The organism is Arthrobacter sp. D3-18, from assembly GCF_054408525.1.
Map to the genome: position 1 here is coordinate 4552811 of NZ_CP096440.1, position 21249 is coordinate 4574059.

General features: G+C 62.2%; 17 protein-coding genes and 1 pseudogene. 11 read left to right on the forward strand and 7 right to left on the reverse strand.

Going from position 1 to position 21249, the window contains the following annotated elements; translation table 11 throughout:
- Positions 1-5: 5 nt before the first annotated feature.
- Positions 6-332 (reverse strand): rhodanese-like domain-containing protein, encoded by a 327-nt coding sequence (locus M1D89_RS23415; RefSeq protein ID WP_498647440.1) that lies wholly within the window; start codon positions 330-332, stop codon positions 6-8.
- Between the two features lie 156 nt (positions 333-488).
- On the opposite strand from M1D89_RS23415, the gene M1D89_RS23420 reads away from it, so the two are divergent.
- The 3 genes and pseudogenes from M1D89_RS23420 (at position 489) to M1D89_RS23430 (ending at position 4247) form a co-directional block, all read left to right on the forward strand.
- Positions 489-1232 (forward strand): Type 1 glutamine amidotransferase-like domain-containing protein, encoded by a 744-nt coding sequence (locus tag M1D89_RS23420; protein ID WP_498647444.1) that lies wholly within the window; start codon positions 489-491, stop codon positions 1230-1232.
- Positions 1168-2660: pseudogene (locus tag M1D89_RS23425) on the forward strand (amidase). Before M1D89_RS23420 ends, M1D89_RS23425 begins: the two are co-directional and overlap by 65 nt.
- A gap of 87 nt (positions 2661-2747) precedes the next feature.
- Entirely contained in the window at positions 2748-4247 is a 1500-nt protein-coding gene (locus M1D89_RS23430) for a peptide MFS transporter (RefSeq protein ID WP_498651022.1), read from the forward strand.
- A gap of 84 nt (positions 4248-4331) precedes the next feature.
- Here M1D89_RS23430 and M1D89_RS23435 read toward each other — a convergent pair whose 3' ends face one another.
- Positions 4332-5018 (reverse strand): DUF4190 domain-containing protein, encoded by a 687-nt coding sequence (locus M1D89_RS23435; protein ID WP_498647446.1) that lies wholly within the window; start codon positions 5016-5018, stop codon positions 4332-4334.
- Positions 5019-5238: 220 nt separating this feature from the next.
- Between M1D89_RS23435 and M1D89_RS23440 the strand changes: the two genes are divergently transcribed.
- Complete coding sequence (locus M1D89_RS23440; RefSeq protein ID WP_498647447.1) at positions 5239-5994, forward strand: SDR family NAD(P)-dependent oxidoreductase; 756 nt, start codon at positions 5239-5241, stop codon at positions 5992-5994.
- 217 nt (positions 5995-6211) lie between these two features.
- Positions 6212-7885 carry a phosphoglucomutase (alpha-D-glucose-1,6-bisphosphate-dependent) gene (gene pgm / locus M1D89_RS23445; RefSeq protein WP_498647450.1) on the forward strand — a complete coding sequence of 558 codons (1674 nt, stop codon included), beginning with the start codon at positions 6212-6214 and terminating at the stop codon, positions 7883-7885.
- A gap of 5 nt (positions 7886-7890) precedes the next feature.
- Here the strand turns inward: pgm and M1D89_RS23450 are convergent, their stop codons facing one another.
- Together M1D89_RS23450 and M1D89_RS23455 are read right to left on the reverse strand one after the other, a co-directional pair.
- A complete protein-coding gene (locus M1D89_RS23450; protein WP_498647452.1) occupies positions 7891-8391 on the reverse strand; it encodes a 2'-5' RNA ligase family protein in 501 nt (166 codons plus the stop codon).
- A 381-nt stretch (positions 8392-8772) separates the two neighbouring features.
- Positions 8773-9378 carry a malonic semialdehyde reductase gene (locus tag M1D89_RS23455; RefSeq protein WP_498647454.1) on the reverse strand — a complete coding sequence of 202 codons (606 nt, stop codon included), beginning with the start codon at positions 9376-9378 and terminating at the stop codon, positions 8773-8775.
- 203 nt (positions 9379-9581) lie between these two features.
- Here M1D89_RS23455 and opgC point away from each other — a divergent pair, with 203 nt between their 5' ends.
- Together opgC and M1D89_RS23465 are read left to right on the forward strand one after the other, a co-directional pair.
- Complete coding sequence (gene opgC, locus M1D89_RS23460; protein WP_498647456.1) at positions 9582-12089, forward strand: OpgC domain-containing protein; 2508 nt, start codon at positions 9582-9584, stop codon at positions 12087-12089.
- A gap of 74 nt (positions 12090-12163) precedes the next feature.
- Positions 12164-13519: a uracil-xanthine permease family protein gene (locus M1D89_RS23465; protein WP_498647457.1), complete on the forward strand. Its 1356-nt coding sequence runs from the start codon at positions 12164-12166 to the stop codon at positions 13517-13519.
- A gap of 49 nt (positions 13520-13568) precedes the next feature.
- On the opposite strand, the gene M1D89_RS23470 is transcribed toward M1D89_RS23465, so the two are convergent.
- From M1D89_RS23470 to M1D89_RS23480, 3 genes are all read right to left on the reverse strand, one after another.
- On the reverse strand, positions 13569-15035 hold the full coding sequence (locus tag M1D89_RS23470) for a GH25 family lysozyme (protein WP_498647459.1): 1467 nt from the start codon (positions 15033-15035) through the stop codon (positions 13569-13571).
- A 142-nt stretch (positions 15036-15177) separates the two neighbouring features.
- Positions 15178-15558, reverse strand: coding sequence for a HEPN domain-containing protein (locus tag M1D89_RS23475; protein WP_498647460.1), 381 nt, complete (start codon positions 15556-15558; stop codon positions 15178-15180).
- The gene (locus tag M1D89_RS23480) at positions 15558-16169 is read right to left on the reverse strand and encodes a nucleotidyltransferase domain-containing protein (RefSeq protein WP_498647461.1); all 612 of its coding nucleotides are present in this window, start codon (positions 16167-16169) and stop codon (positions 15558-15560) included. Before M1D89_RS23480 ends, M1D89_RS23475 begins: the two co-directional genes overlap by 1 nt.
- Positions 16170-16382: 213 nt before the next feature.
- Here M1D89_RS23480 and M1D89_RS23485 point away from each other — a divergent pair, with 213 nt between their 5' ends.
- The 4 genes from M1D89_RS23485 (at position 16383) to M1D89_RS23500 (ending at position 21220) form a co-directional block, all read left to right on the forward strand.
- A complete protein-coding gene (locus M1D89_RS23485; RefSeq protein WP_498647462.1) occupies positions 16383-17699 on the forward strand; it encodes an ABC transporter substrate-binding protein in 1317 nt (438 codons plus the stop codon).
- A 64-nt stretch (positions 17700-17763) separates the two neighbouring features.
- Positions 17764-18864, forward strand: a complete 1101-nt coding sequence (locus tag M1D89_RS23490) for a carbohydrate ABC transporter permease (RefSeq protein WP_498647463.1) — start codon at positions 17764-17766, stop codon at positions 18862-18864.
- The gene (locus M1D89_RS23495; RefSeq protein WP_091464426.1) at positions 18861-19763 is read left to right on the forward strand and encodes a carbohydrate ABC transporter permease; all 903 of its coding nucleotides are present in this window, start codon (positions 18861-18863) and stop codon (positions 19761-19763) included. The genes M1D89_RS23490 and M1D89_RS23495 overlap by 4 nt, the downstream gene beginning before the upstream one ends.
- Positions 19763-21220 (forward strand): GH1 family beta-glucosidase, encoded by a 1458-nt coding sequence (locus tag M1D89_RS23500; protein ID WP_498647465.1) that lies wholly within the window; start codon positions 19763-19765, stop codon positions 21218-21220. Before M1D89_RS23495 ends, M1D89_RS23500 begins: the two co-directional genes overlap by 1 nt.
- Positions 21221-21249 lie beyond the last annotated feature (29 nt).

Here is a 21249-nt window from a genome sequence, read left to right on the forward strand (position 1 = left end):
CTGGGTTAGAGAACAACCGGCTTCAGCCCGTTATCCGAAACCATGGGCTTTCCGGCCTCAAACCACATGTCCATGCCGCCAGCCACGTTCACCGCGGAGTAGCCCTGCCCCACGAGCCACTGAACGGCGCGGAAGGAGCGGCCCCCGGTGCGGCAGATAACGAACAGGTCGTCGTCCGGATCGAGTTCGTCCAGGCGTGCCGGCAGTTGATCCATGGGGATGTGGCGTGCACCTTCGGCATGCCCGGCCATCCACTCATAGTCTTCGCGGACGTCCAGGATGCTGGCGTCGGCCGGAATGTCGCCCACAGGCACGGTATCGAAGTCGCTCATGGCGTTCCCTTCCCATCGATTAAGTCCAGCATCCAGCCTAGTCCCCGAGTCGTGACACCGTAACTTGAGGAGCGGACCGCCCTTGCTTCCCGGACACGGGACGTTAAGACTGGGACAGAAGCGCGCCCCAAATCATCGGACCGTTAGGAGTACCCCATGCCGGCTGGGCATCCAACCATTCTGGCGACATCCGGCGGCTACAAGCCCGGCGATCGCACCAGGATCGAGTTCAACCACTTGATGCATTACGCCGTGGAACTGTCCGGCATAACCGGCCGCGCGCCGCGTGTGACCCATATCGGCACGGCATCCGGTGATCAGCGTTGGTGGGCCGCCGAGATGGACCAGGCAGCACGCATGGCAGGGTTCGACTTCAGCCACCTCAACCTCTTCACCATGCCCAACATCGAGGACCCGGAAGCGCACCTCCTGGAGCAGGATGTGGTGTGGGTGAACGGCGGTTCGGTGGTGAACCTGCTGGCCGTCTGGCGTGCCCACGGACTGGACGGAATCCTACGGAAGGCTTGGGAAAGCGGGGTGGTGCTGGCCGGCGTCTCGGCCGGCTCCATCTGTTGGTATCAGGGTGGTGCGACCGATTCCTTTGGCCCTGAGCTGCAGCCTGTCACCAACGCGCTGGGCTTCCTCCCCTACGGTAACGGCGTCCACTACGACTCTGAATTGCGGCGTGCACCGGCCATCCACAAGCTGGTGGCAAACGGCACGCTCGGAGAGACGCACTGCACGGACGACGGCGTCGGGCTCGTTTACCGGGGAACGGAACTTGTGGAGGTGGTGTCCGAGGTCAAGAACAAGGCGGCCTTCCGTGTGACCGCCGGTGCTGGCGAGAGCGTTGACGCTGTTGCTGTGGAGGAACGGTTGGAGTCGCGCTTCCTTGGTTGATCCTGACGTACATGACCTTTCGCAAACGTCGGCTGTTGAGCTCCGCGATGCCTTAGCTTCCGGCGAACTCTCTGCCCGTGAGGCCGCTGGCTTTTTCCTGTCCGGGATCGAATCCCGGAACAAGCAACTGGGAGCATTCGTTACCGTCACGGCCGAACAGGCCTTGAAGGACGCGGCGGCCGCGGATCGCCTCCATGCTCGGCTATTCCGCGAACACCGACAAGACGAGCTCAGCCTCCTTCACGGCATGCCCACGGCATTCAAGGACCTCACCGATGTTGCCGGCGTTCCCACAACGCACGGCAGCGCAGCCCTCGAGCACAAGCCGGCACCCGAGGACGGGGCTCTCGCGGCAACCCTGAAGGCCCAAGGTGTCATCTCGCTGGGCAAGACGCAGGTTCCAGAGTTCGGACTCACGGCCTACAGCGAAAACCGCGTGGCACCGCCGTCGCGTAATCCGCACGCCTTGGGACGCAGCTCGGGTGGGTCATCGGGCGGCAGCGCCGCCGCTGTAGCTGCAGGGCTTGTTCCCTTCGCTCCAGGGACCGACGGCGGCGGCTCCATCCGGATCCCGGCCGGTGCCTGCGGACTGGTGGGGCTGAAGCCGGGACGCGGCGTGGTGCCGTCGGGTGCCAGCGCGGGCGACGCCGCCAAGCTCGTTGTGGCCGGACCACTCGCCCGGACCGCGCAGGACGCGGCACTGCTAATGGACGCGCTCGTCCCCCGTGATCAAGCGCCCGACGGCGGCTACCTCGCCAAGGTGGGGCTGATGCCGGAACCCCTGAGAATCGGCGTGAGCTTGGACAGCCCGTGGGCGGGCGTGTATCCATTCGAGGTGGAACCGGAAGCGATGGACGCCCTGGAGCTGGGGATCAAACTGCTGGAGAACGCCGGCCATAACATCACTGAAGCCGAAATCCGCTACGACAACCGCTATCCCGAAGCGTTCACAACAGCCTGGACTGCCGGCGTCGGGAGTGCTCGAATAGCACCCAGCGCGAGGCGTTGCTGACCCCGCTGACCCGGACGTTCCGGCGTCGGGCGCAACAGCGGAGCGCTTTAAAGGTCAATGAAGCCCTGAGCTTCCTGCGGCAATTCGAGCACGACACCGTCACGCAGTACTCCAGGTGGGACGTGATGCTCATGCCGACCCTGGCGCAGACACCGCGGCCGGTCGGCTGGTTCACGGGCGGCGGACACAGCGGTGAGCAGTGGCCGAGCGAGTGGGCCGGCGATGCTGATGAGGACTACAAAAGGCAGTGCCAGTACGCGCCATGGTCCTCCATGGTGAACGTGTGCGGACTCCCGGCAATCAGCATTCCGGTGCACACTACGCCGGGTGGCCTGCCGATGGGGATTCAGCTGATTGGGCGGTCCGGGTCTGAACTATTGCTCCTGCAGCTAGCGACCGCCCTCGAGACCCGCTGAGGCTCACCGAGGTTCGAGCTGACGCTCATCGCAGACGCGCGTCTAGCATATGGAAAGTGGTTGCCCCGAGCATTCATCGATGTGACAATGCCCGCAGTCAGTGCCAGCATTGAGAAAATGAGCACACCTCAAACCACGGCTGAGTCCGCAAAGCCAGCGGGCGATACGTCATTCTTCGGCCACCCAAAGATGTTGGCCAGCCTCTTCTCCGTGGAAATGTGGGAGCGATTCTCCTTCTACGGCATGCAGGGAATCCTGCTTTACTACATGTACTTCACCGCCGAGCAGGGCGGTCTTTCCATTGACCAGGGGCTCGCCGCTGGCCTGGTGGGCGCGTACGGTGGTGGCGTTTACCTGTCGACGATCCTCGGCGCATGGCTCGCCGACCGTCTCTTCGGCTCCGAAAAGGTCCTCTTCGGCTCGGCAATCATGATCATGGCCGGCCACGTCGCACTGGCACTCCTGCCGGGCATTCCGGGCCTGATCGCAGGTTTGGTTTTGGTTGGCATCGGCTCGGGCGGCTTGAAAGCCAACGCGACAGCCTTGGTCGGCAGCCTCTACGGCGAGAAGGACGAGCGCCGCGATGCCGGATTCTCCATCTTCTACATGGGCATCAACATCGGCGGCCTCATTGGCCCGCTGGTCACCGGGTGGCTGCAGACAAGCTACGGCTTCCACGTTGGCTTTGGTGCCGCAGCCGTGGGTATGGCGATCGGCCTCATCATCTACTCGCTGGGCCGCAAACGCCTTCCAGAGGAAGCACACCGGGTTCCCAACCCCCTCCCGGTCAAGGACCGCACCAAGTACGGCCTGATCTTCCTGGCCATCCTGATCGTCATTGGCGTCCTGCTCGGCACAGGGATTGTCAACGCCAACAACCTTGCCCGGAGCATGGCCTACGCCGCAATCGGCGCCGCGGTGATCTACCTGTTCCTGATCTTCCGCAGCCCGCTGGTCACCGGCGTGGAGCGCAAGCGCGTGATCGCGTTCATCCCTCTGTTCATCGCCTCTGCAGGGTTCTGGGCACTGTTCCAGCAGCAGTTCACGTTCATTGCTGTGTACTCGCAGGAGAAACTGGACCGCAACTTGTTCGGCTGGGAAATGCCTGCCGCCTGGGTGCAGTCCATTAACCCGGTATTCATCATCATCTTTGCCGGCGTCATGGCTGCCCTCTGGACCAAGTTGGGCTCCAAGCAGCCGAGTTCACCGCTGAAGTTCTCCGCCGGCCTGTTCATCATGGGCCTGGCATTCCTTGCGTTCATCCCGCTGGCCGGCGAGGGCAAGACTCCCCTGCTGGCTCTTGTGGGCATTCTGTTCATGTTCACCCTGGCGGAACTGTTCCTCTCCCCCATCGGCCTGTCCGTGAGCACCAAACTCGCCCCGCAGGCATTCCACACCCAGATGGTGGCGCTGTTCTTCCTGTCCGTCTCGCTCGGCACCACGCTGGCCGGCATCCTCGCGGGCCTCTACAACCCCGAGGACGAGCTCCCGTACTTCCTTGGCATCGGAAGCGTGGCAGTGGTCCTGGCCATTGGCCTGGCGGCAGCATCGCCCGCGATAAAGAAGCTGATGGGCGGCGTGCGGTAGCAGCCGACCCTCCCGACATAACGGCGGCGACCCTTGCGTCAGGTGGTATTCCCACCTGACGCAAGGGTCGCCGTCGTACGCGGTTTAGAAGCTGTTGTTATAACTGCTGCTTGAAGCGCCGATGGCGATGAAGAAGATGATGCCAAAGATCAGCGTCAACGCCACGCCGATGTAGCCCATCACGAGGCCGGCGATTGCCATACCCTTGCCCGCAGGCTCGCGCTTCAAGGCGAGGTGGCCCAGGATCACCGCTGCGATCTGCGGCAGGATGAAGAACCCGAAGCCTACGTAGATGGCGATGCCGCAGCACATGCTGGCGATGCTCAAGCCCTTGGGCTCAGCCTGCATGGCGTAATACGCGGGCTGGCCGTACGGTGACTGCGGCTGGCCGTAGGGCTGCTGGCCATAGGGCTGCTGATTGAACGCCTGCTGCTGGTACGGGCTCGGTGGCTGACCGTAGGGCGACGGGGGCTGCTGGCTGTAGTCCCCCGGCGTGTATGCGCTGGCGGGTGGCTGCGGCTGCGTGTAGAAGTCGTTCTGACCCTGGGCATCCTGCGTGTATGGGTTCTGCCCGTGCGCGCTCTGCTCGTAGGGCGGGAGCGGCTGGGTGGCATTGTGCTCAGACGCACTCGCGGCGGACGCGCCATGACCCGGCGTGCTTTCTGCTTGCGTGCTCGACTCGGGCGCGCTGAACTGTGCGGGCGGGACGTACTGCGGCGGTTCGTAGCCCGCGGGCTTGTCCTCGTTGCCTTTGGATGGCTGGTCTGACATAGGAATCCCCCTGGATTTGGTCTTTGATCCCAACACTACCGCCGCCGGGGGCACCACATAAGGCAACGCGGGTTCCCTGTATGTGGCCATGACAAATGCGAGGAATGTCATATTGATGCATACGCATGGAATATTTCCTAGTCAGACTCGGTTTTGATGAGTAGCGCTCAAGCAGCGCCCACCATCGAAACTGCGGGAGCTGTCCCGCGAAGGAGGAATCATGGGTAACTTCGAAGGCAAAACCGCGCTCGTCACCGGCGGAGGCTCCGGTCTCGGGGAAGCGATCAGCAAGGACCTCGCGAAGAACGGCGTCAACGTTGTAGTAGTGGACGTTAACCTCGAAGCTGCCACGCGCGTGGCCGAACAAATTACAGCCGACGGCGGCAAGGCAGTCCCGTTCCAAGGCAACACTGCTGTGGCCGAGGACAGCAAGAAAGCAGTCGACTTCGCCGTGGAGAGCTACGGTGCGCTTAATTACGCCGTCAATAATGCCGGTATCGGCGGGGCCAGCGCTCCTGTAGGAGAAATCGACGTCGAGGACTGGGACCGGGTCATCGCCATCAACTTGAGCGGAGTCCTCTATGGCATGCGCTACCAAATCCCGGCCATCCTTGCCGCAGGCGCGTCCGAGGGCGCCATCGTGAACATGGCCTCAATCCATGGTGCTGTCGCAGCTCCCGGCAACGCCGCGTACACCGCGGCCAAGCACGGCGTGGTGGGCATGACCAAGAATGCTGCGGCGGAATACGGCGGCCAAGGACTTCGCGTCAATGCAATCGGCCCCGGCTACATCGATACTCCCTTACTGGCCGCCGCACCGAAGGAAGTAGTCAGCGGGCTCGAAGCGAAGCACCCGCTGGGCCGTTTGGGGCAGGCTGAGGAGATCGCAAACGTCACCACGTTCCTCCTTTCGGACAAGGCCAGCTTCATGACCGGTTCGTACGTACTCGTCGATGGCGGCTACACCGCCGTCTAGCGTCATCCATTGTCGCTTCGCCCGGTTTCGTGGGTCCTCTTCGGGTCCCTCGGCCGGGGCGGGGCGATTTTTGGCTAGCAGCCGCTCGTGAACGTGAAGTGAATCTTTGCCGCTTCGCCCTCGGCACGGGTGCAGTAGCGGCGCCATTCGGCGTCACAGGGGCCGGATCCCGGACATTTCGTGTCAGCGGGCCCCATGGTCTGGCATGCTGGACCCCATGGCTAGCCGAGCGGGCACAGTTGCCCTTCCCCAGGACCTTGTTGACATCACAGCCCTGCTGGACGCGTATTTCGACGTAACTCCGGATTTGGGCGACCCTGCGCAGCGCGTGGCGTTTGGAACGTCCGGGCACCGCGGATCCAGTTTGAAGGCGTCTTTCAACGAGCCGCACATCCTCGCGATCACCCAGGCAATCGTTGAATATCGCGGCCGTCAGGGCATCACCGGACCGCTATTCATCGGCCGCGACACCCATGCCCTCAGCGAGCCTGCACAGAACTCCGCGCTGGAAGTGCTGGCTGCCAACGGCGTGACCGTCCTGGTGGACGCCCGCCACGGTTACACCCCGACGCCGGCACTGAGCCACGCGATCCTCAAATACAACCGCGAAGCCGCGCCGGGAACACCCCAAGCTGACGGCATCGTGGTCACCCCCAGCCACAACCCGCCCGGCGACGGCGGCTTCAAGTACAACCCGCCCCACGGCGGCCCGGCCGACACCGACGCCACCGGATGGATCGCCGACCGCGCCAACCAACTCCTCGAGAACGGCCTCCGCGGCGTCAAGCGCATGCCGCTCAACGATGCTCTGGCCGCCGACACCACCGGCAAGTTCGACTTCCTCTCCAGCTACGTGGACGATCTCCCGTCCGTGCTGAACCTTGAGGCGATCCGCAACGCCGGCGTGCGCATCGGTGCTGATCCCATGGGCGGCGCCTCCGTTGACTACTGGGGCGAGATCGGCGAGCGCCACCAGCTCAACCTCACGGTTGTGAACCCCACCGTAGATCCGCAGTGGGCCTTCATGACCCTCGACTGGGACGAGAAGATCCGCATGGACTGCTCATCGCCGTCGGCCATGGCGTCCCTCATTAAGCGGATGGCCCCTGGCGCCGATGGCACTGCCGCCTATGACGTCGCCACGGGTAACGACGCCGACGCTGACCGCCACGGCATCGTCACACCTCTTGTTGATGGGGTGGGTGGGCTGATGAACCCGAACCACTACCTCGCCGTCGCCATCGACTACCTGTACCGGAACCGCAGCGGCTGGAACCCGGAGTCCGTGGTGGGCAAGACCCTGGTGTCGTCGTCGATTATTGACCGTGTTGCGGGCGGGCTCGGCCGCAAGCTGGTTGAGGTTCCCGTTGGCTTCAAGTGGTTTGTTCCGGGTCTGCTGTCCGGTGAAGGCGCCTTCGGTGGCGAAGAGTCAGCCGGCGCGTCCTTCAACAAGCTCGACGGCAGCGTGTGGACCACGGACAAGGACGGCATTCTGCTGGCACTGCTGGCGTCCGAGATCACGGCTGTTACGGGCCAGTCTCCATCGCAGCTGTACAAGGGCCTGACTGACCAGTTCGGTGCTCCCGTTTACGCCCGCATCGACGCCGCGGCCTCCCGCGAGCAGAAATCCAAGCTGAGCAAGCTCTCCGCCGCTGATGTCACCGCTACATCCCTTGCCGGCGAAGAGATCACGGCCAAGCTCACCGAGGCTCCCGGCAACGGCGCCTCGATCGGCGGTCTCAAGGTGGTCACCGAGAATGCCTGGTTCGCGGCCCGCCCCTCCGGCACCGAAGACGTGTACAAGATCTACGCCGAGTCCTTCAAGGGCGCGGACCACCTCGCGCAGGTTCAGCAAGAGGCCAAGGCGCTGGTGGACGGGGTTATCGCGTAGCTTCCTCAGTGGCTCTGGGCGTCCTGCGTCCAGAGCCTGAGGATGCGCCTGATGGTGTGGTCGCCTTCCGGGGCCATGTCCACCAGCGCTACCTGATCAAGCACGACGACGTCTCCGGGCTTGGGACGCTTGCCGTCGTGATGCGAGATGTGCGGCCGATAGCGTTCCAAGACGTAGTTGGGAGTAGCAATGCGCCCGCCTACGGTGTTCGCTGCCTCGACGATCTCCTCATGAAGGCCCTGAAGCAGCGGGTTGTGCTCGATCAGGCTCACCGGGATGGACCCCATATGCCCGAAATCCGCCTCTTCGCCCACTCTCAGGTGGGTTCCCAGCGCACCCTTGACGGGCGCTTCGGCCAGGTCCGCAAGGACATTGGCGACGTCGGCGCTCACGTCGGAGCCGACGTCGAACCTTAGCAGCGTGATGTGAAGCGGCCAATCGCTGCGCGGAAAAACCAGCCCTGGCGAGACGGGCTCCGTGAACGCCACCCAGATGAGGTTCCGCATAGGCATAGTTTGCCACCCGTCCAGCGGGAAGTGGGAAGCACAAACCATCTCTCACATCCCTGCCCTAAATCCCCGATCCTCTCTCACATCCCGCGGGTTTCAGCGAGTCGCTCTATCACCTACATCTGAAGTCGAACAAGCAGGGAGTGCCGGATAAACGGGATCGGAGTAATGGAACCCGACAGGAGTGAAAGAGCGTCGGCCGTAAGCCCCAGAGATGTGAAAGAGCGTCGGGCTCAAGCCCTAGGGATGTGCGAGAGCGATGGGCTCAAACCCTAGGGATGTGCGAGAGCAATGGACTGGGGGGGTCAGGGAAGCAACAGGGAAGCAAAACGCCCGCACACAAGGACCGTGAGCGGGCGTTTCTGCTATCGAAAAAACTTAGACGGTGCGAACAACATCGTCGTAAGCGAACTTCGGCTTGGCTTCGCCCCAGGCGTCCGGGCCCGGCTGGCCGATGTTGACCACGAGGAAGCTCTTCTGGTCGCCAGCCGGGAAGAACTCGGCGTCGATGGCGGCGAAGTCGGCACCGGTCATCGGGCCGGCAGCGAAACCGAGCGAGCGCACGGCGAGGATGAAGTAGCCGGCCTGCAGGTGGGCGTTGTTGTTGCCCGTAGCAGCGGCGAAAGCGGGATCGGCGTCGTACATGGCCTTGGGCGCGCCGTAGGCGGGGAGGAACTTGTCCCACTGACCCTGCCAGTCGGTGTCGTAGGACAGGATGGCGACCAGCGGAGCTGAGGCGGTCTTGGCCTTGTTGCCGTTGGAGAGGGTGTCGACGAGCTTGGCCCGGGCCTCGTCCGAGCGGACGTAGGTCACGCGGAGCGGCTGGGAATTGAAGGCAGTGGGGCCGAACTTGGTGAGCTCGTAGATGGCGCGGGCTTGCTCGTCGGTGACCTCACCGGCGAAGCTGTTGGCGGTACGGGCTTCGGCAAAAATGGCGTCGACTGCTGCGGCGTCAATGACTGCTTCTTCGTGGGCGATCGTCATTTCTTGAACCTTTCGCTGGGCCTGACCCTGAGCAGGCCAGGCACTTCTGCTTTCCATGGTTGCAACTTCAACTTCCGTTGTCCTCTTCCCATGACGGCCCGTGACGTTGGGCACAGCGCGAAAGTCGGTAGCATCATGCATACGAGCTGCCGCCCGCTTGGGGGACGTTCAGCCGTGGGAATGACGACACCAGAAGGGGCCTGATGCCAACCTTTCCCCTAGCTGCCCGTCAGCGGGCGCTGGCTGTTCTTGCCATGCTTCTGGTGATGTTCCTGATGCCAACCGCGCAGGCTTGGGGCTCCGTTCAGAATTCCAACTCCGTTCAACAGCCCGGCGTCGAGGATCCCGGAACACGGTTCTTTGGTGCATTGCTCGACTGGGACAAGGATTCAGCGGCCGATTACGCGCAGAGACTTGGTGCGCCCGCGGCACTCTACGGTCAGAACGTGTCCATGCCCGTGGACGAAGGCGGCGGCGAATACCTGAAGGGCTATTTCTCCCAGATCGCCGACCAGGGCTCGCACGCGCTGCTCACGGTCCGCCCCGGGATCGACCTGAAGGACATCAACAACGACGTTGCGTCCATTTTTGCCAGTCACATCACGACGGCGGCAGCTGGCTTCCGGGGGAAAGTTTTCGTCCGCTTCGCACCGGAAATGAACGCACCGTGGGTCAGCTGGGGACAAGAGCCGGAAGCTTACCGGGCTGCTTTCGACAAGGTCGCTGCCGCGCTGAGGGCCACCCTGCCGGATCCCGTGATGGTGTGGTCTCCGACAGCGGAGAAGGACTATCCCTTCCAGGCCGCCACGTCCACCCCTCCCAAGGAGGTGCCCCTGGCATCCTTGGACACCAGCGGGAACGGTATCTGGGATCAGGACGATTCCGCATTTGAGCCGTACTATCCGGGTGATGACGTGGTGGACTGGGTTGGCTTGTCCGTTTATCACGACACAACCGGCGCCGGCGTGGCCAGCAATACCCTGCCCGCGGCGGGCGAGTTCAATGACGCTCTCCATGCTTCCAGCGGCGGAACCTCCAGCGGCGAGGGCGGAACCGACAACTTTTACAGCACCTTCGTCCAAGCCCGCACCAAGCCCCTGGTGGTTGAAACCGGAGCTTTCTACTCGCCCGGGGCCGGTGGCGCCGCTGAGCTCGATGTTAAGGAAACGTGGTGGCACCAGGTTTTCGCCTCTGTTGCGGAGCCGGGGAATGGGTCCGTCCGGGCTGTGGTCTGGAACGAAACCACGGATGTGCGCGAACCGGGTGGGGTGCCCATCGATTGGAGGGCCACGGCCGAGACCTCACTTGCCGACCCCTTCCGAACCTCGTTGGACACCTCAGGCCTCACCATTGGACCTGTCACTGAGCGGGGCTTGGAGAACGTGCCTGGTGTCGAGGCACCGCAGCCGAAGACAGGCACGGTCATCCAGGGCTGGGCTGCGTGGGCTTCGGCCGGATCAGTCCTGGTAGCGGTCGCGGCGTTATGGCTGCTGTCCTCCCGGGCTTTCGCCAACAAGTGGTCCTACACCGGCACGGGTAAGCGTGATGCACGGATTGACATGCTCCGCGGACTGGCGATCGTGTTTGTGGTGGTAAACCATGTAGGCATCAACTCCGTCTTCCAACTGCTGAGCCAGGAAACCCTCGGAGTAGTTTCCGGAGCGGAGCTGTTCGTCATGCTCTCCGGAGTGGTTTTAGGCATGGTCTACGGGCCCCGGATTGCTACAGAACTCGGGGACGTGGTGGATGGAACCACAAAGCGCGCCTGGAAGTTGTATTTCACAGCCCTTGCCGTGGTCCTGATGGTGTACGGATTGAGCCTGCTGCCCTTCATCAACGCCGCAGCGGTGACCACTTTCACCGACCAAGGAACCGGCGGGGCAGGACGCGCGGCTGCGGGCACTACGTACGACCTCTACGCCGGCATGGAGGGGTTGCTGCAGTTCCCCGTCCCGCAAGGGCTCATCCCGGCGCTCCTAATGCTGCAGGTTGGGCCGTGGCAGTTCAACATCATGGGCCTCTACGTCGTTCTGTTGCTCATCAGCCCCCTAATCCTCGTGGCGCTATCCCGCGGGTTTACCTGGCTTGTCCTCACGCTCAGCGTCGGCCTCTACATCGCGGGGTCGATCTTTCGCTTCCGCCTGCTGCCTTCGCAGTTCGAGGATTCATTCCCGCTTCTCGTGTGGCAGCTCCTGTTCGTTGTGGGAATGACCGCCGGGTTCTATCGACATCAAATCATCCAGTGGTTTGCCGAACCGCGACGGCGCCTACTGCTTGGCATGTGCATTTTCCTGGCGGCTGCCTGTGCCGTCTTCTCCTGGAGCGGTCCCTATATGACCAACCAGCTGGACTTCCGGCTCGCGCTTATCCCAGAAACGACGTTCAGGTACGTCTACGACACCTTCTTCAGCCGGACTTATCTTGGGCCGGGACGGGTGCTCAACGTCTTCCTTATAACCATCGCCTTGTATGCATTGCTCAGTGTCTTTTGGAAGCCGCTGGCACGCGCCGTTGGCTGGTTCTTCATACCTCTGGGCCAAGCCACCCTGTACGTGTTCATCATGCACGTGTTCTTCATTGTGGCCATCGCCAACATCCCTGTGCTGCGGGACGGTAACCTCTGGCTGAACACCGCCGTGTATATCGCCTTGCTCGCCATACTTTGGGTGATGGTGAAAACCAGGTTCCTGTTCAGGCTGGTTCCTCGCTAAAGCGCCTCATGTGGGTGCGCATTTGGCGGTAATGTTGCACCGAATCCCAATACTCTTCTGAGGAAGGCCCCGCCATGAGCATGCTCGGCATCAAATGGAAGCTCCACGGCAACGGCAAGTCCATTCGCCCCGGCCACGTGGTGGCTCCCGACGAGCGGCTTGCGTGGCCCTTGACCATCGGCATCGGAATGCAGCACGTAGCAGCCATGTTCGGCGCCACGTTCCTGGTCCCCATCATCACGGGCATGCCGCCGGCAACCACACTGCTTTTCTCCGGTATCGGTACCCTGCTCTTCCTGGTGATCACCAAGGGCCGCGTGCCCAGCTACCTGGGTTCAAGCTTCGCGTTCATCGCCCCGATCATGGCGTCACAGCAGCAGTACGGCGTCAGTGGCGCCTTGGGCGGCGTGGTGCTTGCCGGCGTCGTACTGGCGCTTATTGGTGCGATCGTGCAGAAGTTTGGCGCCGAATGGATCAATCGGCTCATGCCGCCGATTGTCACCGGCGCGATTGTGGCGCTGATCGGCCTGAACCTCGCGCCAGCCGCGAAGAACAACTTCGACGCCGCTCCCGTCACGGCGCTGATCACACTGGTGACGATCATCCTGGTCAGTGTGCTCTTCCGCGGAATTCTGGGGCGCCTGAGCATTCTGGTGGGCGTCGTGGTTGGCTATGTCGTTGCCATGATGCGCGGCGAGGTCAGCTACGAAAAGATGGACGCCGCTGCTTGGATTGGCCTCCCACTATTCCAGACCCCGGAATTCCACCTTGGCGTGGTGGGGCTGTTCGTGCCGGTTGTGCTGGTGCTCGTGGCTGAAAACGTGGGACACGTGAAGTCGGTGGCCGCGATGACCGGCCAAAACCTCGACGGCGTCTCCGGCCGCGCGCTGATGGCCGACGGCGCCGCTACCGTACTTGCCGGCTTTGGCGGCGGTTCCGGTACCACGACTTACGCGGAGAACATCGGCGTCATGGCCGCCACCAAGGTCTACTCGACGGCGGCCTATTGGGTAGCCGGTATCTTCGCCATCCTGCTGAGCTTCTCCCCGAAATTCGGCGAACTAATCGCTACCGTTCCGGCCGGCGTTCTGGGCGGTGCCGCAACCATGCTGTACGGCATGATTGGCGTGCTCGGCGTAAAGATCTGGGTGCAGAACAAGGTCAACTTCTCCAACCCGATCAACCTGACCACGGCTGCTGTGGCCCTGATCATCGGCATCGCGGACTACACGTGGACCATCGGCGAACTGAAGTTCACCGGCATTGCCCTAGGATCAGCCGCTGCACTGGTGATTTATCACGGCATGAAGGGGCTGGCTCGGTGGCGCGGGACCGTCGCTGAGCCTGAGACCGAGACGGCAGGGCTGCCGCCTGCGGTGAAGTCGGCGATAAATGCTGCTTCTAAGCGGGGTGCGAAGAAGGGGAAGTAGGGCTTCCTTCCGGCAAATTGCGGATGAGGCACCAAGGCGGGAGCCGCCCTTACTGGTCCCCGAATTTGTCGTCGAAACGGCTCATGAACGCGGCCATGGCGTCGCGGGCCACCGGTTCAAAGGGCCTGTAGGTCTTGGTCCCATTGGTTTCGGTCCATCCGGAACTGATGCCGCTGCTGGCGAGCCACGTGATCTGCTTGTAGAACGGGTTGTTGGTAGCAACATCGGCAAACGGCGACTCTGCGGGGGCGGTGAACTCCGGCGAACCGGCCAGCCTGTACATGAATGCGGCCATGGCGTCGCGGGCTACCGGTTCAAGCGGGCGATACGTCTTGGTCCCATCCGCCTCGATCCATCCGGTACTGATGCCCTTGCTGGCAAGCCAGGTGATCTGCTTGTAGAACGGGTTGGTAGTGGCTACGTCGGTAAAAGGCGACTTGGTGGGGGCGTTGAACTCCGGGCTACCTTCCAGTCGATACAGGAAAGCAGCCATAGCGTCACGGGCTACGGGGGCCAAGGGTCGGTAGGTCCTGGCTCCGTTGGCCTCGGTCCATCCTGTTGAAATGCCGCGGGATCCGAGCCAATTGACTTCGGTGGTGAACTGCCCGCCGGATATGTCGGAGAAAATGGGGCCTGGGTTGCTGGCGAAGGCCGTCAACTGCCCGACGGTACCGTTGAAGACATTCTGATCACCCGGGAACACGCCGGAATCGGCGTGCTGCCACAAGGTGTAGGCATTCCAACCAGCTGGCAGCGCCCCGGGTGTCGATGCCCAGCTGGCGATGTGCAGAGGGTGGTTCCCGAAGCCATTGGCCCTACCCGTGCAGGTATTCCACCAGTCGGTGGTGGTGTAGATGGCAGGAAGGCGGCCGGTTCGCGACAGGATGGTGGTGGCGAAATCGGAAACCCACGACACCATCTCGCCAGGGCTCATTCCATAACATGCGCTGCCGTAGGGGTTGTATTCGAGGTCCAGCAGCGCAGGCAGTGTTTCTCCATCCGGAGTCCAGGCTGCACCGCTCTGGAGGAAATAGCTGGCTTGAGCGGCGCCCGAAGACGCGTTGGGAAGCGCGAAATGGTAAGCGCCGCGCAGCATCCCGGCGGAAGCAGCTCCGGCGTACTGGTCGGCGAAGTACGGATTGCTGTATTCGGTCCCCTCGCTGGCTTTGACGTACGCAAACTTGGCCCCGTTTGCTGCAGCCTTGGTCCAGTCCACCACCCCTTGGTGGCTACTGACATCCATACCGGGCACACCCGGCACTGCTGAAGCGGACTCTGTGGCCTGAATGGAGAACAATTGGCCTGCACTTTCATGACCACGAATGGTCGATCCCATGGCGTGGTCGTTTTGGGCGGCTGGCGCTTCTTCGGAGGCGGTGGCCACCGTTGCACCAGACGCGGCGACAAGCATGGTGGCGAGCAGGACAGCGGCCGCTTTAGCGCCGGTAAACCCCCGTGTCGGCGGTTTGGCTGAACTCTTCGGGAGACCTGAGTGGCTGGACATGGAGAACTTCATTCGACGATTCCTTCGGCATGCGGGAGGAACCGGCGCCCCCACGTGGTTCAGCCCAGCCTACTATCCAAACTCACACTCCCACTTCCGCCAACAACGCCGCGCACCGCTCCAGTGAGCGCGGCATCCACAACTTGCATGCTGTTCATTGCCGGGAGAATTTTGATTCAGCAGCAATAACCAACCTTGAAGCCCACTCAATGCACTTGCTGGACTTGGCCCGGGTGAGACTCGAAACGTTGTATCCGGCTTTTGTCTTTTCACCCAACAGGCGGGCAAGAATCGCATTCTCACCCCCGGCTTCTTTTAGCACTTTTATCGCATCTGCATGATTGTCGGACTTGGAGTGACGGCCCAGCTCCAGCAAACAAAAAGCATCCGCCGCTGCTATGCCTGCGTGGACCGCCAAGGTAGCAATGACGTCTGCATAAGCTTCTCCGGAATTCAGGGTGTTGATTGTATCGGCTGCTTCAAGGAAAGCCCTTGAATCCTCAAGCCGCGCACTGGCGTCCGACCGCGCCGCCACTAGGCAGCCACCGAATCACGGAGTCGGCGCGACAACCAATTGCGGTCACCGCAAACGTGAATGCCCTCCCTCATAATCGACTCGAATATCGGTGCCTGTCGAATTTCGGACGCTTCGTAGGTCATAGGGCGAACGTCGTTACCGGTGAGATGGTAGACATCAACGGCCAAATTACCAATCTGCTCGTGAAGCCCGTCGCTGGCGCCGTCGTGAATGATGAACAGCAAGTCGATATCGGAGTCATTACGCATGTCCCCGCGTGCCGCTGAACCAAAAAGGGTGACCTGCAGGGGGCGGTCCGGCCATCGGTTTATTGCTTGAGAAACAAAACGCGTCAAGCGATCCCTGCCTCGGGACGCTTCAGCAATGACACTGGCGAGCATATGGGACGAATTCAGAACATACTCGGTTCGGTTTCCGACCTGAGATCCCACCACAATGCCGCTTTCTTGAAGACGCTCCAAGCATCGCCGGGTGCCGGACACGGAGGCCTGGATGCCTCGCTCCCGAATCAGATGCCCAGGCGTGCTTGGACGACCGTCCGCCAATGCCATGAGGACATCAGCTTCGAGCGTGGGACAAATCGCCCTCAATGGGTTCTGCAGCTGCATAGGACCTCCCAATCGCTTCTTATAGTACGCAATTCAGCATTAGTTGCACCACCTCCGCCCGAGCGGCTGCCATGGACTTCCGGAGACGCAGAGCAATCTTGAGAGAGCGCTCTCTTGACGTACGTGACTTGCAGCACATACATTGGTCCCACATCCCAGAGAGCGCTCTCTCGCCCTAGGCGTACGGCCGCTCGAACACACAAAGGAGTGATCGTGGAGTTTTCGCGACTAAGGAAATTCACTGCCCTGGCCGGCGTAGCCTCTCTGGCCCTCGTGGCGGCAGGCTGCAGCGGCGGAGGCGATAAGGCGGCGAGCGCCGACAACCCCGTCACATTGACCGTGACCACCTTCGGCACTTTCGGATACGACGACCTGTACGCCGAATACGAGAAGCAGAACCCCGGCGTTACCATCGAGGCCACCAACATTGACCGTGGTTCCAACGCCCGGACCGATGCATTCACCAAGCTCGCCGCGGGCTCCGGACTTAGCGATGTGACGGCAATCGAGGAAGGCTGGCTGGGCTCCATCATGGAGGTTTCGGACCAGTTCGTGGACCTCAAGGAGCACGGTGCTGAGGACATCAAGGGCAACTGGGTGGACTGGAAGTACAAGCAAGGCACTGACCCCAACGGCCGCGTGATCGGCTATGGCACGGACATCGGACCGCAGGCCTTGTGCTTCAACGGCAAGCTTTTCGAAGCTGCCGGCCTGCCGAGCGATCGCGAAAAGGTGGCCGAACTCTTCGGCGGCAAGGACGCAACCTGGGATACGTACTTCAAGCTCGGCCGCCAGTACAAAGAGGCCACCGGCAAGGCCTGGTATGACCAGTCCGGATTCGTCTGGAACTCCATGGTCAACCAGATGGACGAGGGCTACTACACCAAAGACGGCAAGCTGAACGTTGAGGGCAACAAGGAGATGCGGGCAAAGTTCGACATGCTCGCTGCTGGCACCGCGGATGGCCTGTCCTCCAACCAGACCCAATTCGACTGGGGTAACGGCAAGGCTTTCGTGGACGGTTCCTTCGCCACGCACGTTTGCCCGGCGTGGATGCTCGGAACCATCAAGGGTCAGCTCGAGTCGGCAGGTGGCGGGGCGGCCAGCGGCTGGGATGTAGCCGATGTCTTCCCCGGCGGCGCTTCCAACTGGGGCGGTGCTTTCCTCTCGGTTCCCAAGAGCTCCAAGCACCCCGCCGAAGCAGCCAAACTGGCAGCATGGCTGACCGCACCTGAGCAGCAAATCAAGCAGTCCGCTGCAGCGAACAACTTCCCCAGCACCCTCGAAGCCCAGGCAAAGATCGTCGAGGCAGCAAAGCCGAACGAACTGTTCAACAATGCCCCGTATGGCGCAATCTTTGAGTCCCGCGCCGAGGGTGTCATCGCCCAGTTCAAGGGTCCGGATGACTCTGTGATCCAGGAGAACGTCTTCGGTCCTGCCCTCAAGATGCTCGATTCGGGCAAGGGTACGGCCGATGAGGCCTGGAATGAAGCCGTCAAGCTCCTCAACGACCTCGTGGTCAACAACTAGCAGAACCCGGCCGTGGGGCCTCCGGGATAACCGGAGGCCCCCTCACAGAGTCTGAGACCCGTCCATGACCACCACATTGAACCGCCCGGCAGCCAGCAGATCGGCCGCCAACAAACCGAAACCGACGTTCCGCCAACGCCTGAACGTCTTCGACATGAAGGCGTCACCCTACTTCTACATCGCCCCGTTCTTCATCCTGTTTGCCTTGGTGGGCCTCTTTCCCCTGGGCTACACGTTCTTCGTCTCGCTCTTCGACTGGCATCTGCTCAAAGGCCAGGGAGAGTTTGTGGGATTCCAAAACTTCGCTGAGGTGCTGCAGGATAGGTTCTTCTGGAACTCCCTCTTTAACACCGTCAGCATCTTCCTGATTTCCACCATCCCCCAGCTGATCATGGCCACCATCATTGCCGCGGTCCTGGACCAGAACCTGCGAGCCAAGACCTTCTGGCGCATGAGCATCCTGCTCCCCTACGTCGTCACTCCCGTGGCCGTCGCCATGATCTTCACCAACATGTTCGGGGAGCAGTACGGGCTCATCAACAACATCCTGTCGAGCTTCGGCATCGATCCCATCATGTGGAAGAACGACACCCTTCCCAGCCACATCGCCATCGCCACCATGGTGAACTGGCGTTGGACGGGCTACAACGCGCTGATCCTCCTGGCCGCCATGCAGTCAGTACCGCGCGATATCTACGAGTCTGCAGCCATCGACGGCGCCGGCTCCGTCCGCCGCTTCTTCAGCATCACCCTGCCCAGCATTCGACCCACCATGGTGTTCGTCATTGTCACGGCCACCATCGGCGGGCTGCAGATCTTCACAGAGCCCCGACTGTTCGATCCCGTGGCTGCCGGCGGAACGGCACGGCAGTTCCAGACCACCGTTCTGTACCTGTGGGAGATGGCCTTCCAGCGTCAGAACTTCGGCAAGGCCTCCACCATCGCGTGGCTCCTGTTCCTGATCATCCTGCTCTTCGGCATTGTGAACTGGTTGATCTCACGCCGTATCGCCACAAATGGCGACGATCGCGGTGCTGCCAGCCGCCGCCGTCGTAAGCGTTCTTCCGCCGCGAACGTAAAAGCGGACGACGTCGGCCTCCCGGCCCAGGCGGCAGCGGCAGAACCGGCCACCGGACCAGAACCAACCCCGAGGAGCGGGCAATGACCCTCACGCAAAACCGGCCACAAGCACCGGCCCTTCAGCGAACCTCCCGTTCCCTGGCCACACGGAAGGCACTCTTTGGCAACGGCCGACGGCCCGGCTTCCTCACTTATGGGTTGCTGCTCGCATTCTTCCTGGCATCGGCCTACCCGCTCTGGTGGTCCGTGATCATCGGCAGCCGCTCCAACGAAGCCCTCGGGGAAACCTGGCCGCCGCTGCTCCCGGGCGGCAACTTCTGGACCAACGTTGGCGAAGTCTTCGACACCATCCCGTTCTGGCTCGCGCTCGGCAACAGCGTCCTGATCTCGGGCATCATCACCGTCTCGGTGGTGGGATTCTCCACCCTGGCCGGGTACGCGTTCGCCAAACTGCGCTTCCGCGGCCGCAACTGGCTGATGGTGGCAGTGATCGCCACTATGGCCATTCCGACGCAGCTCGGCATCATCCCGTTGTTCATGCTGATGCGCACGCTGGGCTGGACCGGTGAGATCGGCGCCGTCGTCATCCCTACCCTTGTCACGGCGTTCGGTGTCTTCTTCATGCGGCAGTATCTGGTGGACGTCATTCCGGATGAGCTCATCGAGTCGGCACGCATGGACGGCGCATCCATGATCTCCACCTTCTGGCACGTGGCGCTCCCGGCCGCACGCCCGGCCATGGCAATCCTCGGCCTGTTTACGTTCATGACGGCATGGACTGATTTCCTGTGGCCCCTGCTGGTGCTCGACGCCGGCAACCCCACCTTGCAGACGGCACTCAGCCAACTGCAGTCGGCGCGGTACGTGGACTACTCGATCGTCCTGGCCGGCGCCGTCATGGCAACTCTTCCGCTGCTGGCACTCTTCGTCATAGCGGGACGTCAACTTATATCCGGAATCATGCAAGGAGCAGTGAAGGGCTAATGCCATTCGAAGCAACAAACCACCCAGCGACCACTCCTTTTAACAGGGTGTGGCCCAAGGGCTTCATCTGGGGCTCGGCTACCGCCGCAGCCCAGGTGGAAGGCGCCAGCCACGAGGGCGGCAAGGAAGATTCCGTGTGGGATGCTTTCGCCCGCGTTCCGGGTGCCATTGCCAACGGCGAGACGCTGAAGGACGCGGTGCAGCACTACCACCGAATGCCCCAGGACGTCAGGATCATGAAAGAGCTGGGCCTGGATTCCTACCGGTTCTCCACCAGCTGGTCCCGCGTCCGGCCAGGTGGCCGTACAGTGAACGCCGAAGGCTTGGACTTCTACTCCCGCCTTGTGGATGAACTGCTCGACGCCGGTATCCTCCCTTGGTTGACGCTTTACCACTGGGACCTGCCGCAGGCGCTGGAGGAAAAGGGCGGCTGGGCCAACCGCGATACCGCCTACCGTTTCGTCGACTACGCAAACGCTGTCTACTCGGCGTTGGGGGATCGCGTCCAGCACTGGACGACATTCAACGAACCGTTCTGCTCGTCACTCCTTGGTTATGCGGCGGGCGTGCACGCTCCGGGTCGTCAGGAACCGGACGCGGCCGTAGCGGCGATCCACCACCAGCATCTGGCCCACGGCCTGGTGGTCAACGAACTGCGGAGTCGCGGCGCGCAGCAATTGGGGATCACACTGAATCTCAGCAACTCCATTCCGCGCGATCCTTCCGATCCCGTGGACCTCGATGCGGCGCGCCGGTTCGACTCGCTGCAGAACCGGATCTTCCTCGATCCAATCCTCCGTGGCGCTTACCCGGAGGACACCCTCAACGACCTTAAGCAGTTCGGCATTCGGGACGTCATCAAGCCCGGCGACCTGGAAATTATCGGTGCACCCATCGATTTCCTGGGCGTCAACCACTACCACGATGACCTCATCAGCGGACACCCCACTGCTGAACACGGAGACGGCCACTCGGGCGGCGCAACGCGCTCGACGTCGTCGTGCTGGATCGGTTCGGAAGATATCGCCTTCCCGAGCCGCGGCCTGCCACGCACGGCCATGAATTGGGAGGTCAACCCTGATGGACTGCGGAAGCTCCTGGTGCGCCTTGGCGAGGAGTACTCGACGCTGCCGCCGCTGTACATCACGGAAAACGGCGCCGCGTACGACGACATCGTCAGTCCTGACGGAGCAGTCCACGACGCCGAGCGGACCCAGTTCGTCCTCGACCACATCACAGCTGTTGGTGAGGCACTCGACCAAGGCGCCGACGTGCGCGGCTACTTCGTTTGGTCGCTCCTGGACAACTTCGAGTGGTCCTGGGGTTACGGCAAGCGCTTCGGGGTTGTTCGTGTGGACTACGACACCTTTGAACGGACGGTGAAGGACAGCGGACTCGCTTACTCCCGCGTTATCGAGGCAGCCAAGGCATCTGCGACCGCTACCGTGAACGCCTAAAGTAGCCTTCAGAGGCTTACTTTTCGACG